General features: G+C 50.8%; 14 protein-coding genes. 9 read left to right on the forward strand and 5 right to left on the reverse strand.

Annotation, left to right across the window (positions count from 1 at the left end; genetic code table 11):
* The first annotated feature begins 205 nt into the window (after positions 1-205).
* From CBW46_RS08005 to CBW46_RS08020, 4 genes are all read left to right on the forward strand, one after another.
* Positions 206-1,135, forward strand: coding sequence for a COX15/CtaA family protein (locus tag CBW46_RS08005; protein WP_089199495.1), 930 nt, complete (start codon positions 206-208; stop codon positions 1,133-1,135).
* Positions 1,136-1,274: 139 nt separating this feature from the next.
* Positions 1,275-3,044: a UbiD family decarboxylase gene (locus CBW46_RS08010; RefSeq protein WP_089199496.1), complete on the forward strand. Its 1,770-nt coding sequence runs from the start codon at positions 1,275-1,277 to the stop codon at positions 3,042-3,044.
* 370 nt (positions 3,045-3,414) lie between these two features.
* Positions 3,415-4,131, forward strand: coding sequence for a Cthe_2314 family HEPN domain-containing protein (locus CBW46_RS08015; RefSeq protein ID WP_089199497.1), 717 nt, complete (start codon positions 3,415-3,417; stop codon positions 4,129-4,131).
* 133 nt (positions 4,132-4,264) lie between these two features.
* Positions 4,265-5,050 carry an SDR family oxidoreductase gene (locus CBW46_RS08020; RefSeq protein ID WP_089199498.1) on the forward strand — a complete coding sequence of 262 codons (786 nt, stop codon included), beginning with the start codon at positions 4,265-4,267 and terminating at the stop codon, positions 5,048-5,050.
* 117 nt (positions 5,051-5,167) lie between these two features.
* Here the strand turns inward: CBW46_RS08020 and CBW46_RS08025 are convergent, their stop codons facing one another.
* Positions 5,168-5,413, reverse strand: a complete 246-nt coding sequence (locus CBW46_RS08025) for a NifU family protein (protein ID WP_089199499.1) — start codon at positions 5,411-5,413, stop codon at positions 5,168-5,170.
* A 79-nt stretch (positions 5,414-5,492) separates the two neighbouring features.
* Here CBW46_RS08025 and CBW46_RS08030 point away from each other — a divergent pair, with 79 nt between their 5' ends.
* Positions 5,493-5,747: a YuzB family protein gene (locus CBW46_RS08030; RefSeq protein WP_089199500.1), complete on the forward strand. Its 255-nt coding sequence runs from the start codon at positions 5,493-5,495 to the stop codon at positions 5,745-5,747.
* 4 nt (positions 5,748-5,751) lie between these two features.
* On the opposite strand, the gene CBW46_RS08035 is transcribed toward CBW46_RS08030, so the two are convergent.
* The 3 genes from CBW46_RS08035 to mqnE (CBW46_RS08045) all read right to left on the reverse strand — a co-directional run bounded on the left by CBW46_RS08035 (position 5,752) and on the right by mqnE (CBW46_RS08045) (position 9,158).
* Complete coding sequence (locus CBW46_RS08035; RefSeq protein WP_089199722.1) at positions 5,752-6,816, reverse strand: NAD(P)/FAD-dependent oxidoreductase; 1,065 nt, start codon at positions 6,814-6,816, stop codon at positions 5,752-5,754.
* 76 nt (positions 6,817-6,892) lie between these two features.
* On the reverse strand, positions 6,893-7,993 hold the full coding sequence (gene mqnE, locus CBW46_RS08040) for an aminofutalosine synthase MqnE (protein ID WP_089199501.1): 1,101 nt from the start codon (positions 7,991-7,993) through the stop codon (positions 6,893-6,895).
* A gap of 58 nt (positions 7,994-8,051) precedes the next feature.
* Positions 8,052-9,158, reverse strand: a complete 1,107-nt coding sequence (mqnE, locus tag CBW46_RS08045) for an aminofutalosine synthase MqnE (RefSeq protein WP_089199502.1) — start codon at positions 9,156-9,158, stop codon at positions 8,052-8,054.
* Positions 9,159-9,368: 210 nt separating this feature from the next.
* Here mqnE (CBW46_RS08045) and CBW46_RS08050 point away from each other — a divergent pair, with 210 nt between their 5' ends.
* The 3 genes from CBW46_RS08050 to sda all read left to right on the forward strand — a co-directional run bounded on the left by CBW46_RS08050 (position 9,369) and on the right by sda (position 11,050).
* Positions 9,369-9,569, forward strand: a complete 201-nt coding sequence (locus CBW46_RS08050; protein ID WP_089199503.1) for an aspartyl-phosphate phosphatase Spo0E family protein — start codon at positions 9,369-9,371, stop codon at positions 9,567-9,569.
* A gap of 95 nt (positions 9,570-9,664) precedes the next feature.
* A complete protein-coding gene (erpA, locus tag CBW46_RS08055; RefSeq protein WP_089199504.1) occupies positions 9,665-10,036 on the forward strand; it encodes an iron-sulfur cluster insertion protein ErpA in 372 nt (123 codons plus the stop codon).
* A gap of 870 nt (positions 10,037-10,906) precedes the next feature.
* Positions 10,907-11,050 carry a sporulation histidine kinase inhibitor Sda gene (gene sda, locus CBW46_RS08065; RefSeq protein WP_424446118.1) on the forward strand — a complete coding sequence of 48 codons (144 nt, stop codon included), beginning with the start codon at positions 10,907-10,909 and terminating at the stop codon, positions 11,048-11,050.
* 94 nt (positions 11,051-11,144) lie between these two features.
* On the opposite strand, the gene CBW46_RS08070 is transcribed toward sda, so the two are convergent.
* A complete protein-coding gene (locus CBW46_RS08070) occupies positions 11,145-12,131 on the reverse strand; it encodes an NAD(P)/FAD-dependent oxidoreductase (RefSeq protein ID WP_089199507.1) in 987 nt (328 codons plus the stop codon).
* Between the two features lie 425 nt (positions 12,132-12,556).
* On the opposite strand from CBW46_RS08070, the gene CBW46_RS08075 reads away from it, so the two are divergent.
* Positions 12,557-13,747, forward strand: a complete 1,191-nt coding sequence (locus CBW46_RS08075; protein ID WP_089199508.1) for an NAD(P)/FAD-dependent oxidoreductase — start codon at positions 12,557-12,559, stop codon at positions 13,745-13,747.
* Position 13,748 lies beyond the last annotated feature (1 nt).

Consider the following 13,748-nt stretch of genomic DNA (forward strand, 5'->3'; position numbering starts at 1 on the left):
GCCACTCCGGGCAGGTAATCTGCCGCCTGTGTCCGCAGACTAACCGGAGGTGCCAGTCCTTTTTGTACATGATTGATGCCGGTTTCAACGCTTTGTAACAATTGCGCGTAGCTTTACGCCGGCTTTCCCGATATAATGATACTTGGGCGTTTCGACTTATCTCGACGCTTGTCAAGTTTTATTATAAAGTAGGTGACTCCGGCTCATGTCTTCGTTTCAATTGCTGAAACGCTTTTCGTTTGCGAGTATGTACGGCATGTTTCTGATTCTGGTCATGGGCGCGCTTGTCACCAAGACGGAATCCGGACGGGGCTGCGGTGATGATTGGCCGTTGTGCAACGGCAGATTCATACCGGCTTACACGATTGAATCTTTCATAGAATATAGCCACCGTTTTGTGGTAGGCGTCGTGGGTGTGATACTTCTCATAACCACAGTGTTAGTTTTTTTGATCGGTAAAAGAGCAGACGCAAAATGGTACGTATCAGGTGCGATGTTCTTTACGGTTCTCCAAGCGATACTCGGTGCGATGGCCGTTGTGTGGCCGCAATCGTCTGCCGTGTTAGCGCTGCATTTTGGGTTTTCGCTTATATCTTTTGCATTCACGCTGCTGCTGGCTCTGGTGTATACTCGGCTCGGCAGTACCATGACAGGTGCGAAGGGCGCCTTATCCGGTCGGACTCGCGGCGCAGTGTACTTAACCGCGGCATACAGCTATGCAGTTGTTTATCTTGGGGCCTTTGTCCGCCACACGGAGTCATCCGGCGGCTGTATGGGATGGCCGCTGTGCAACGGCCAGTTTATACCCGAGCTCAATGGAGCCACGGGGATTGTGTTTGTACATAGGGTGGGCGCTGTTTTGTTGTTTGTGATGATCGCCGGGCTGTTCTTGTTGATTCGTGCGGATCATCATCCTGAAGATAATGTTTACCAAGCGGCCAAATGGTCGCTGATATTAATTGCGCTCCAAATTTTGAGCGGTGCGTTCGTCACGTTCTCACTGGGGTACGATTTATATCTGGTCGCAAGCTTGCTTCATGCGGTTCTCATATCATGTTTGTTTGGTGTGTTGTGTTATCTATGTGTACTCGCCTTGCAGTCGACTAAGGCTAATGGACAGGCTTACGCAGCTTAGCTGTGTGAGCCTGGTCTTATATTGCAGTGCGGTTTTATTTTAGTGCGTCTGTTTCTTCGGTAGGTAGCCGCGCTTCCACGGACTAAGGGTGGTTGGCAGCGGCTGTAGTTTTTAATGAGTGGAAAAGGGGGAGATGGTGATGGTTCATCCGAACTTACGTGCTTTTTTGGACGTGCTGCGCCAAGAAAAGCAGCTGATAGAAATAAATGCTCCGGTTGATCCCAATTTGGAGCTTGCTGAAATACATCGCAGAGTGATAGATGAAGGCGGGCCCGCACTTTTGTTCACGAATGTAAAAGGGAGTGCGTTTCCCGTGGTGACTAATCTATTCGGCACAAGCCGCAGGGTGGATCTGGCATTCGGCCCGAAGCCTGAGCAGTTTATGAAACAGATCATCCAGGCGACGGACACGCTCGTGCCTCCCACGCCAAGGGCATTATGGAATGAGCGGGGACTAATCGTGGACTTGCTTAAAGTCGGAACAAAAACAGTGCCCGCCGCCGCCGCCCCGGTACTGCAGCATTGCCGCAGGGAGGCCCCTCTGGCCGGCTTGCCCGTGCTCACTTGCTGGCAGGAAGACGGCGGTCCGTTCGTGACCCTGCCGCTTGTTTATACAGAGCATCCGGAGAACGGTCATCATAACTTGGGTATGTACAGAATGCAGGTGTACGATGGCAGCACCACAGGGATGCACTGGCAGATACATAAGGGTGGGGGCTTCCACTATCACGCAGCGGAGAAACGTAATCAATCGCTTCCCGTGACCGTCTTCCTGGGAGGTCCCCCCGCGTTGATCGCATCCGCGATAGCTCCGGTGCCTGAGCATCTGCCTGAGCTGATGCTGGCATCTCTTATCCTTGGGAAAAAGCTGCCCGTTGTGGACAATCCGAACGGTGGACACCGCTTGGTGGCAGAGGCCGAATTCGCCATTTCGGGGACGGTGCCGCCGCATGTTCGCCGACCTGAAGGGCCATTCGGAGACCATTTTGGTTACTACTCGCTCACCCATGATTTCCCGGTATTTAACGTGGATCACGTGTGGCATCGAAAGGACGCCATTTATCCGGCTACGATCGTAGGAAAACCACGGCAGGAGGACTATTATCTGGGCGAATTCCTGCAGCGTCTGCTGTCCCCGGCGTTCCCCATGGCCATGCCGGGAGTGAAGCAACTGTGGACGTATGCAGAGACCGGTTTTCATCCTCTGGCCGCGGCAATTGTACGAGAAAGCTACAGCCGCGAAGCACTTGGCTCTGCCTTCCGCATTCTGGGGGAAGGGCAGCTCACTCTGACAAAGTTTCTTATCGTGACTGATCAAGCCGTGGCGCTCGACCGTTTTGATCGGTTGCTCGAAGCAGTGCTCGAGCGTTTTGACCCGCAGCGGGACTTCTTTATCTTTGGCAATACGTCTCACGATACGCTTGATTACACGGGTGACCGCCTGAACCACGGAAGTAAGGCCGTGCTGCTTGGTGTGGGTGAACCCGTGCGCAGCTTGCCCGGCGCCTATGACGGCGGCAAACTGCCGGATATCGATGACATCGCGGTGTACTGCCGCGGATGTCTCGTTGTGTCGGGCGCTGGTTACGCTGCAGACCCCGGCCTGGCGCAGCGGCTGCTGGACCATGCCGGCGACCGCATCGGCGAATGGCCGCTTGTCCTGCTGGTGGACGATGCCTCGGGCATCGCTGGGGATCAGACCGCGTTCCTGTGGACGGTATTCACGCGATTCAATCCCGCTGCCGACGTGTACGCGCGTGCCGATGTCCGCGGTCACCATCTGGCGTACGAGCTGCCGTTGGTGATCGATGCCCGTATGAAGCCGGGCTACCCGGACGAGCTCTTTCCACGCGAGGATATCGTCGACCTTGTTGATCGTCGGTGGAGCGAATACTTTTCACGCGTGTAACAGCGGATTTCCGTACACGGGGCGTGACGATAGGCGCACAGTCAACGGATAGAGCGCAGCGCATTGCCTTGCACGGGCGGATCGATAGGTGCACCAGTCAACGTATAGAGCGCAGCGGATTGCCGTGCTCGCGGCGCAGCAACAGGCGTAACACGTAACGCTGAACGCGGAGATGCATTAGTATCGTACCCGCTTTTTCGGCAGATACTGAGTTTAAACGTCGCGTCCTCCGGGGCTGCAGCGCACCGCCAAGAAGCGGCAACGGATGTCACACGATCACCACGGAATCCCGGGGGTGCGAACGCAGCGTGAACAGCGATTCATTGCGATCATTTGAATACTGCATTGTGTAAAAGGAGGGTGTGCCGACATGCTGCGAACGATGCTGGGCGAGCCGCGCCGCAAAGACGCCGGCGCCCTATTGGCTGCCAACCAGGCGATATATGCGTATCTTCAGATGCTGGACACGATTCCAACGGCTGAACGGAACCCTCAGGAGCGCCGCTACAACATCTGGGGGCGGAGCTTTTTGCGGGCCGTGGACGAGCTGGAGCAAAGTCAATACGCGGCCATCCGTTTTGGCAACGGCGTCAACAGAGTCTACATAGACGAGATGTCCGAGGACGAAAGAGACGACTACCACCGGCATCTATACTTTTATAAAAACGCAATCGTGCGCATGTTCGCGATATTGGACAAAATGGGGCACTTCATGAACGAGCGTTTCCGGCTGCGGACGGAAGACGTTAAGAAGCGCTTTTCATACTTTACGGTGCTGCGGAACATGCATGACAACCGGCTGTATGCCGAAGTGGAAGAGCAGCTGTTCGAATTAAAAAACAAGTACGAAGAGCCGGTAAAACGGCTGCGCACCGCGCGCAATATGGAAATTCATACGATTGATGCGGATCTGCTGGATGATCTGATCAACGCGGCAGAGTCTCTGCATTCGCAGCAGCGCATTCGCACCGAAAACATCAAAGAGCAGTTAAGTGACTTAGGTTTTGGCTGCGAGATGGCGTTTACCGCCGTTCACATATTGTTCTCTTACCTGCATAAACTCGCTCATACCGGTTCGGGCAAATAGGTGAACCACACACACTGCGGGCGGAAGCGCTAGCCGGCCTACTCAGGCCGAGTTGATATTCGAGTTGAATCGGCGGATAGGTTCCTCTATACTTTACAGTAGAAAAGTAAGAGGTACCCGGGGAGGGGCGGGCATGACCCAGCGGCGAAAAACGGCGCTCATCACTGGCAGCGCCAAAGGATTGGGTAAAATGACAGCGCTGCGGCTTGCCGATTCCGGCTGCGATGTCGTCATTAACTATGTTCATAGCGAAACGGAGGCGCGGGAGCTGTGCCAACATATTCAAGCGAAAGGCGTCAACTGCCTGGCTTTGCAAGGCGATGTGGCGCGTGCAGACGACATGCGGAAGCTGGTAGAGACGGCGGCGGAACAACTGGGTGGCATTGACATTTTAATAAACAACGCAGGCCCGTTTGTTAGGGAGCGCAAGCTGTTCCTCGAGTATAGCGAGGAGGACATTGACTACCTAATGCATGGCAACTTGCTTGGCGTCATGCGCCTGGATCATCTGGCGCTGCCAATGATGCGGCGCCAGCAGTGGGGCCGAATCATACATTTTGGGTTTGGTCATGCGGCGGAAGCGAGGGGTTGGCCGCATCGGGCGGTGTATGCCGCCGCTAAGGTCGGGTTGGTGTCCTTCACGAAGACGTTGGCCGTCGAAGAGGCACCGCATGGCATAACAGTTAACATGATTTGCCCAGGCGACATCCGCGGCGCCAACAAGGAAAAGTCTATCGCTGAGGTCGAGCATCTAACAGACATTGAATCTCCACGCGGCCGACCGGGAGCTGGGGAAGACATTGCCAGAGTGATCGAGTTCCTATGTGCAGAGCGGTCCGATTTCATTACCGGTAACGTTATGGATGTGTCCGGTGGGCTTGACCCGATTCGCAATATCGCAGGCTCTCCAGTTCAGTAGCGGCAGCTCTGCTCATTCATACTAACAAAAAAGACCCCGAGCGCCGGAACAGGGCGGAGATCCGCCCGTCCAGCATGCACAGGGTCTTTTCAATCCGTCGTCATAAATTAGACGAAATTAGAACACTTGAACAACCTCTTGCACGCCTTCCACTTCTTCGAGCAGAGCGCGTTCGATACCGGCCTTCAGCGTAATAGTGGAGCTAGGGCAGCTGCCGCAAGCACCCATCAATTTCAGCTTCACAATGCCGTCTTCAACGTCTACCAGCTCAACGTCACCGCCATCGCGCTGCAAAAATGGGCGAAGCTTATCTAGAACCTCCAGTACCTCATCGTACATGGTGCTGCTAACTTGTTCACTCATTTGCTTCAACTCCTTTCTATCCCTTATTATATTACAATGAGAGCAAAAATAAAATGGTTGACAAGGTGGTGCCTCAAACATGAGACCGATCATCGAATTTTGCACAAACAATATGCACCATGGCACCGATAAAGTAATGAAGCGGCTGGAAGCCAATCCTGATTACGATGTCATTGAGTACGGCTGTCTCGGCAATTGTGGCGAGTGCTTCACGTTTCCGTATGCGCTCGTGAACGGCGAGATCGTTTCCGCCCCCACGGCGGACGAGCTGCAGCAGCGAATCGACGATAAAATAAAAGAGATTGAAGACATGTTCAATCTCCTAGGTGAATGAAGCTTTATCCGAAATGATGCTTGGACATCCACAGGACGCCGCTTTTTAGGGCTCGGGCGATTTTGCCTGTCATGATTGTACGTCTGCCCATCATGCCGAAGCCCGCCTTTTTACCCAGCGAACCAAGAACCCCTTTAAGCTTGATTTTCCCTAGCTTGGGGGTTTCATTTTTCCACATGGCTCTGATCACTTCTGCAATCTGTTTGCCTTGGCTTTCCGCGGCCTGTGCACTGGGCGAGAACGGCAGGGAAGCGCAGTCTCCGACAACGAAGATGTCCGTGAAATCGGGAATCTGGTGGTATTCGTTCACCACAAGGCGGCCTTGCGGGTCTTTAGGGAGCTGCAAGTTCTGCACAATAGGACTCGGTTGAATCCCCGCTGTCCAAATCGCGACATCCGTGTGGATCAATTGTTTCGCATCATACAGCAATCCGCTTTCCAAGCGCGTCAAATTGATGTGTGATCTTAGTTCGATGTCGTGGTCCATCATCCATTCCGTGACATACAGCTGCAGCTTCTGAGGGAACGCTGACAGCACGCTCGCCCCACGGTCCAGTATCCGTATGTTCAAATCCGGCCGACTTTCCCGCAGCTCGGATGCCATTTCAACGCCGCTCAGACCGCCGCCCACAATGGTGACTTGCCCATACGGCACTGTGTCATTCACCGCCTGAAATGCTTTGCGGGTGGAAGACAAGGTTTGGATGCTTTCGGAGAATTCCGCCGCACCCGCAATGCTATGGTACTTGTCCACACAGCCGAGGCCGATGACCAGCCAATCGTAGGTCAACGGCTCGTCATTCTCAAACAACACCTGCTTCTTTATCGGATCAACGGCAGCGACCTCGCCATATTTCAGAATGAGCCGAGGGTCAACCGGAAAGGAAACGCGTATTTCCGTGTCTGCGACCGTGCCGGAAGCCAGCGCATAGTATTCAGTTTTGAGCCCTTGGTACGGCATGCGATCAACAAGTACAAGCAGCGTATCGGATGGTAAATCTTTTTCCAGCAGCTCGTTCGCAATGGTGAGTCCGCCGTACCCTCCGCCGAGTATAACCAGTTTCTTCATCATGAAAAATCCCTTTCTATAACGGGACGGAGATCCCTAGCAGAATAAGTAGGACGTAAGAAGGACAAAATTCGTTCTAGTACACCTGAATCTCATTGTAAAAAGTGTCTCGTTCAACAGGAATTCGGCCTGCGCCTTTCACAAGCCACACCAACTCGTCGCGCGTTAATCCTTGTGGTGAAAGTGCACCTGCAGCATGGCTGATACGCTCTTGCACAATCGTGCCGTGTACGTCTGAAGCCCCGAAGGTCAGCGCGATCTGCGTCAGCTGCGTGCCAAGATTGATAAAGTAGGCCTTAATATGCGGAATGTTATCCACCATCAAGCGGCTGATCGCGATGGTTTTCAGGTCGTCGAATGCTGCTACGCGCCGCTTGATACCGGCGTTGACGCTCGCAGGCTGTACGGCGTTGGGTATGAATACCATAAAACCGTTCGTATCATCCTGAACCTCACGCAGGTAGATCATGTGCTGCACGCGTTCTTCCAGCGTTTCTATGGAACCATACAGCATGGTTGCATGTGTCTTCATGCCTAATCCATGTGCCACGCGTTGGACTTCCAGCCATTGATCGGTGGTCGCTTTGCCGACGCCCATTTTTTGACGGTAGCGCTCGGACAAGATCTCTGCGCCCCCGCCGGTCAACGTACTTAACCCCGCATCTAGCAGAGCTTGTAGGACCTCCCGGTAACTCAACCCGCTCAGCCGCGAAAAAAACTCTATCTCTGCAGCAGTGTGCGCTTTGATAGTGACGTCAGGGTAACGCTGCTTGAGTGCTCGGATTGAATTCAAGTAGTAATCGAAGGTGACGTTCGCATTGTGGCCGCCGGTGATGTGGAACTCTCGCACGCCTGGGTGATAATGCTTATCGATATATTCGAACATCTGTTCCGGCGTCAAGGTGTAGGCTCCGTCTTCGCCTTCGTCACGGCGGAAATGACAGAATGCACAGTGTGCTTCACACACGTTGGTGAAATACAAGCTCATGTTTTCGATAAAATACACGTTCTTGCCGTTCATCCGCAGATTCACTTGGTTCGCCAGCTGGCCGATTGTCAGCAGATCGTCGGATTCATACAAAAACACACCGTCTTCGAATGAGAGTCGCTCTCCATGCTTCACTTTGTCGGCGATTTCCGCCATTCTTTGATCAGGATTGCTTATTACAATACTCATGAGTCCACCTCCATATAATTGCTTGAATCAGAGTTTTCGCGAGAGGACCTTCCGTTACTCAGAAGGTGCGCAAGATGTTATATAGTGTGTCTCTCTCAACGGGAACACGGCCTGCTTCTCGAATCATATTAATGAACGTTTCCTTCGGCGTCATTTGCACAGACTCGTTGCCTGCGGCATGGACGATCTGCTCCTCCATCACGGTGCCGTCCATATCGTCGACTCCGAAATTGAGCGCCACTTGAGCCAGCTTCAGCCCGATCATCATCCAGAACGCGCGGATGTGCGGCACATTGTCCAACATTAGCCGGGCCACAGCTAACAGCTTCAGATCGTATAGTCCGGTGGTCTCGCCGGAGAGTTTGTATTCTTCAGCCAGCTTCGTGTTTTCGGGATGAAATGCGAATGCGAAAAATGCTTGAAATCCGCCGGTCTCATCCTGCAGTTCACGTATCCGGATCAGGTGATCGATCACGTGCTCAGGCTTTTCAATGTGCCCATACAGAATCGACGCATTGGATTTCATTCCCAGGGAGTGAGTTTTGCGATGGATCTGGAACCAGCGGTCGGAATCGGTTTTGTGTCCCGAGATAATCTCGCGGATCTCCGGATCGAATATTTCGCCGCCGCCGCCCAGAATGGAGCCCAGCCCAGTTTCCCTCAGGCGATCTATCGCTTCCTCTACCGTGAGCTTCGCGACACGTGCGATATAATCTATCTCCACAGCTGTGAAAGCTTGCACATGGATGTCCGGAAGATGACGCTTTGCCAGACGGATCATGTCCTCGTAATAGGAAAAAGGCAGCTTTGCATTAACGCCGCCTACTATGTGTAATTCTGTGAAGCCCTTCCCCACCATGGCTTTGAACTTTTCTTCCAATTGTTCGAGTGACATCGTGTACGAGCGCGGATTGTCAGGCTTCAAGCCGAACGCGCAGAGTTTGCAGTCCAGATAGCAAACATTAGTATAATTCAAGTGAGTGTTCACGATAAAATAAACATTATCTCCGTTCTTGCGTTGACGGACCAGGTCGGCCATTTGCCCGATTTCCAAAATATTAGGAGAATTTAACAAGCGAACGCCGTCTTCGAACGTCAATCTCTCACCAGCAATGACCTTTTGCCTGATATCTTCCAACGCAGCGGACTGTACCGTTAGATTCATATATGTATGTCTCCTTATGACAGGAATAAGTGAACAGTACTTCCTATTATAAACGTGATGCTAGGGTGGGGCAACACACAATTCGACAAAACCTTCCCTGCCTCGCGTATCCTGCAAAAAAAGGTATAATAATCTATTTTAATTGTAGGAATCTTCCTGTATACTAAAAAACTGTAATTCCTTACGGCAGGCGGTGACCATTTCTTTGTCATGTTACCCACTTCGGACAAGCTTTCGGAACTTTCCGCTGAAATAGAACAAGTCAGGACACAATTGGTAGAGTCGGCAGTCGAATTAGGATTCATGCACCCCCAAGTGCAGCAGACCAGCAAGCGGCTGGATACATTATTGCTGCGCTATTATGAAATCAATAAAAACAAGAAGGCGCCGTTGAGCATTGATCTCTCTTGAGGTGTATGCTTATTAGGAGTATACTGAATACTAAGATGCTTTATGAAAAGCATTTTGTACGCCTGCAACTCAATACCGTAAGGAGGTACTGACTCATGATTAAAATAAGCGAATCGGCAAGCGATAAAATCAAGGAACTTCTGGCCAACGAGGAGACGCCGGATCTGTTTCTCCGTTTGAGCGTGAAAGCCGGTGGGTGCAGCGGTTTTTCCTACGGCATGGGTTTCGATGACAAGCTTGCTGACACAGATAAATTTTTCGAACTAAACGGTCTGCGTGTCGTAGTCGACGAGGAAAGTGCGAGATACTTGTACGGTGTGGAAATTGACTTCAAAGACACGGGGATGGGCGGAGGCTTCACCATCGAGAATCCTAACGCGGTAGCGACCTGCGGCTGCGGATCGTCCTTTAAGATGAAGGACGAAGAGGGCGTCGTTGAGAAGTGTGATGACAAAGTCGAAGTTTAATGCGCGGCCCTCGCTCTCACAGCGTGTGTGAATTACTCTCGCTGCTATGGGCAGTCTCGAGGAGATCACGTACAAAACTCTCCATGCTTATGTACAACTCGTACATTTGCCTGGGGAGTTTTTTTCGTTCAGCACTGACGACAGATCATTCTACTGGTAACAAAACACGAGGTCTTGCACAGCACCAGGTCTCGCCGGTACGCACACCGGTGCTCGCGGGATCATGGTTTTTCCGCTGACGCTGGTTGATCATGATGTTTGTTGGTTTTTTAGTAAATTTTTCATAAATCTACACAGCGCACCGCCTTTGGGGAAAAGTGTTTTTGTTCACAGAATTATCAATCCTCAACCCGTTTTCAACATGTTTCGCTATGGACAAGCCGGATACTACGGGGTAAATTATTATTTGGTAAAACAGACGCAGATTGTTATATGTGGATTTTACGATATTATTTACCTAATTTTGTTACACGTCTTTACTCAAAAACGGTTATCGTTTACCGGAACTGCCACGCTTGAACAAACATCCCTCGCAAAATGATAAATATTTCGGTCGCTAGCAGTTCATTTTCCCACAAAAGCGGTTAATTAGATGTATAACGAAAAACCAGCTGCCATCCGCCGACTCTTGATAGAACGAAGGTGATGCTACAAATAAAAAATATTTTTTCTTTTGTTTATCGCTGTTCCAGCTGTGTATAATTGTATCCACAATATTCACTGCATAGGTTGGCCGAGTTAGAAGGTTATTAACAGGATACACACAGGTTGTTCACAAACTCTTGTGGATAACCGAACGCTTGTTCTAATTCTATAGGCATGTTAATATACTTATACATTAAAAGAAGTTAGGTGATTTTAATGAGACTTATGAGTAATGAAATTTTGATTGATTCCTATTACAAAGCTTTGGACCTCAAGTTGGAAGTGGAATTTATCGAGCTGCTAAGAGAAGAAATCAGACGTCGTAAGCTAAATTTGGACTTTTTGCACAAAGAGGCGCAGGTCAGTTGACACGCCTTTTTTTTCTGCGCAAAAAATAAGAGTGTTCCGCCTGGATCACCGGACGAACACTCTTTTGTTTGTGGATAACCTAGCATGACAATAGTTACAGTTTCATATTACTGCTGTGGCCTGGGGACAGCTTGGCCGTTGGATCGATGTATACTTTCGCGTTGTTGATCGCGGTTGGAGCTTCTCCAAAACCCACTGCGATGAGCTTTAGTTTACCTGGATAAGTGGTGATGTCGCCGGCAGCGAAAATACCGGGAATGCTTGTCTCCATGCGGGAGTCGGTCACGATCGAGCCGCCTTCGATGTCAAAGCCCCACTCAGCGATCGGCCCAAGAGAAGACACGAAGCCAAAGTTTACGATTACCGCATCAACATCCACGTCGGTGGTTTCACCGGATTTGATGTCAGCCAGTGTGACCCTATTGATCATGTCCTCGCCGTGCAACGCTTTGATTTCCTTCGGTGTCAGAACCTCAACCTTGGACTTCATCAGGTTTTCCACGCTGTGCTCGTGAGCACGGAATTTATCTCTGCGATGGATCAGCGTGACTTTCTCAGCGATAGGCTCGAGCATAAGCGCCCAATCCACTGCGGAGTCGCCGCCGCCGCTGATAAGCACTTTTTGCCCTTTGAAACGGTTGAGATCATTAACAAAATAATGCAGGTTTTTCTTCTCGTATTGTGCAGCTTCCGGCAGCTCCAGACGTCTAGGTTCAAATGCGCCGACCCCGCCTGTGATGATGACCGCCTTCGACAGATGCACGCCTTTGTCGGTTGTCACTTCAAACAAACGCTCGTCCTTCTTAGTAACTTGCAGCACTTTCTCTTCCAGCCGGACATCGACAGGAAAATGCTTCATCTGCTGCTCCAGGTTGTTAACAAGCTCCTGCGCCGTAATCTTCGGGAAGCCCGCCACATCATAGATGTGCTTTTCCGGGTATAATGCCGCGAGCTGGCCGCCCAATTGCGGCATGCTTTCAATAACTTTTACCGATGTTTGCCGCATGCCGCCGTAAAATGCCGCGAACATACCCGCAGGACCACCGCCCACGATAATAATGTCTACCATTTCATGTTGCATATCTCTTCAACGCACCTCCGCTGCTTAATAACTTTGAATTATATTACAAACATGCTTAGATGAAAAGTAATTTTATCGGAATGTAGTAGATTATATTCTAGCGTGAAATACTGTAAACGTTTACGGAGGGGAATTTTAGTAATCCTTAGCGAATATGAATATACATAGATCAGTACCCGTTTTTTCCGGTAATTTTAACCAAAATAAAACTTGCCATTTACCAATTCCCATTATATTATGTCTTGAGAAACTGGTTGGAATTGAGTTATCTGCCGGAAAGTTGTTAGCGCTATCCTGGAGCGCGCTGTCGCAGCTTATTATTTCACAGTTATTACCGCAGTAGTCCCGCTTAGTATGTGTAAATTTTCACAACCGGCAAGGGCAAATACACACCGAAATCAACGGGATGGAAGGGATTTTTAACCATGAGTCGAATACCGAGAATAGTCATATTGGGAGCGGGGTATGGCGGGATTGTGACGGCTATTCGTTTGCAAAAAGAGTTGAACTATAACGAAGCCGATGTGACGCTCGTCAACAAGCACGATTATCATTATATCACAACACATCTGCATATGCCGGCGGCTGGTACGGATAACCCGGAGAACGCTCGGGTGAACATCCTTAGGTTAATCGACGAATTCAAAATTGACTTTGTCAAATCCACGGTGACTCAGATCCGTCCTCAAGAAAAAAAAGTGCTTTTAGAGGAAGGTGCACTTTCTTACGATTATCTGGTTGTTGGTTTGGGAGGAGAGCCCGAGACTTTCGGAATTCCCGGTATGAAGGAGTACGCGCTCAGTATTCGCAGTATTAACAGCGTACGATTTATCCGAGAACATATAGAGTATCAATTCGCCAGATTTAAGCGTGAACCTAACAGGAAAGATTACTTGACCTTTATCGTCGGAGGAGCGGGATTTACCGGAATCGAGTTTGTTGGTGAGCTTGCGGACCGCATTCCTCCGCTGTGCAAAGAATTCGACGTGGACCCGTCTCTCGTAAAAATATATAACATTGAAGCGGCGCCGACCGCACTGCCGGGTTTTGATCCCGAATTGGTTGAGTACGCGATGAACGTGCTGCGGAACAAGGGAGTCACCTTCAGAATCTCCACCGCGATCAAAGAGTGTACCCCGGACGGAGTGATTTTGGCTACGGGAGAACAGTTGAAAGCAGCAACTGTAGTATGGACCGGCGGGGTTCGCGGTAACCATATGCTCGATGAGGCGGGTTTTGAAACGATGCGCGGACGAATTAAGGTCGACGCTAAGCTGCGCGCACCCGGCTACGATAATGTGTATGTGCTTGGCGATTGCTCAATCGTCATGAACCCGGAGGGCCGACCGTATCCGCCGACCGCACAAATCTCTATGCAGCAGGCCGGCGTGTGCGCACATAATTTGGTTGCGTCTATTCGCGGTGAACGATTGAAAGACTTCGAATACAAGAGCAAGGGTACAGTCGCATCTCTCGGTCGGGGCGAAGCGATTGGCATCGTTGGTACCCGCAAAATCAAAGGGAGTGTCGCAGCGGTCATGAAAAAGGTCATCGACGTGAGGTACCTTTATACCATCGGCGGTCTGCCGCTGGTGCTCAGGAAAGGTCGATTTTAGC

It is taken from the genome of Paenibacillus xerothermodurans (assembly GCF_002220865.2).
GTDB classification, from domain to species: domain Bacteria; phylum Bacillota; class Bacilli; order Paenibacillales; family NBRC-103111; genus Paenibacillus_S; species Paenibacillus_S xerothermodurans.

Coding starts and splice junctions, on each gene's coding strand:
- mqnE (WP_089199502.1), bottom strand. CDS start 9,158: ATGAATCTAACGGTACAGTCCGCTGCGTTGGAAGATATCAGGCAAAAG.
- CBW46_RS08025 (WP_089199499.1), bottom strand. CDS start 5,413: ATGAGTGAACAAGTTAGCAGCACCATGTACGATGAGGTACTGGAGGTT.
- CBW46_RS08015 (WP_089199497.1), top strand. CDS start 3,415: ATGCTGCGAACGATGCTGGGCGAGCCGCGCCGCAAAGACGCCGGCGCC.
- CBW46_RS08075 (WP_089199508.1), top strand. CDS start 12,557: ATGAGTCGAATACCGAGAATAGTCATATTGGGAGCGGGGTATGGCGGG.
- CBW46_RS08030 (WP_089199500.1), top strand. CDS start 5,493: ATGAGACCGATCATCGAATTTTGCACAAACAATATGCACCATGGCACC.
- CBW46_RS08070 (WP_089199507.1), bottom strand. CDS start 12,131: ATGCAACATGAAATGGTAGACATTATTATCGTGGGCGGTGGTCCTGCG.
- sda (WP_424446118.1), top strand. CDS start 10,907: ATGAGTAATGAAATTTTGATTGATTCCTATTACAAAGCTTTGGACCTC.
- CBW46_RS08050 (WP_089199503.1), top strand. CDS start 9,369: ATGTTACCCACTTCGGACAAGCTTTCGGAACTTTCCGCTGAAATAGAA.
- erpA (WP_089199504.1), top strand. CDS start 9,665: ATGATTAAAATAAGCGAATCGGCAAGCGATAAAATCAAGGAACTTCTG.
- CBW46_RS08010 (WP_089199496.1), top strand. CDS start 1,275: ATGGTTCATCCGAACTTACGTGCTTTTTTGGACGTGCTGCGCCAAGAA.
- CBW46_RS08005 (WP_089199495.1), top strand. CDS start 206: ATGTCTTCGTTTCAATTGCTGAAACGCTTTTCGTTTGCGAGTATGTAC.
- CBW46_RS08035 (WP_089199722.1), bottom strand. CDS start 6,816: ATGAAGAAACTGGTTATACTCGGCGGAGGGTACGGCGGACTCACCATT.
- mqnE (WP_089199501.1), bottom strand. CDS start 7,993: ATGAGTATTGTAATAAGCAATCCTGATCAAAGAATGGCGGAAATCGCC.
- CBW46_RS08020 (WP_089199498.1), top strand. CDS start 4,265: ATGACCCAGCGGCGAAAAACGGCGCTCATCACTGGCAGCGCCAAAGGA.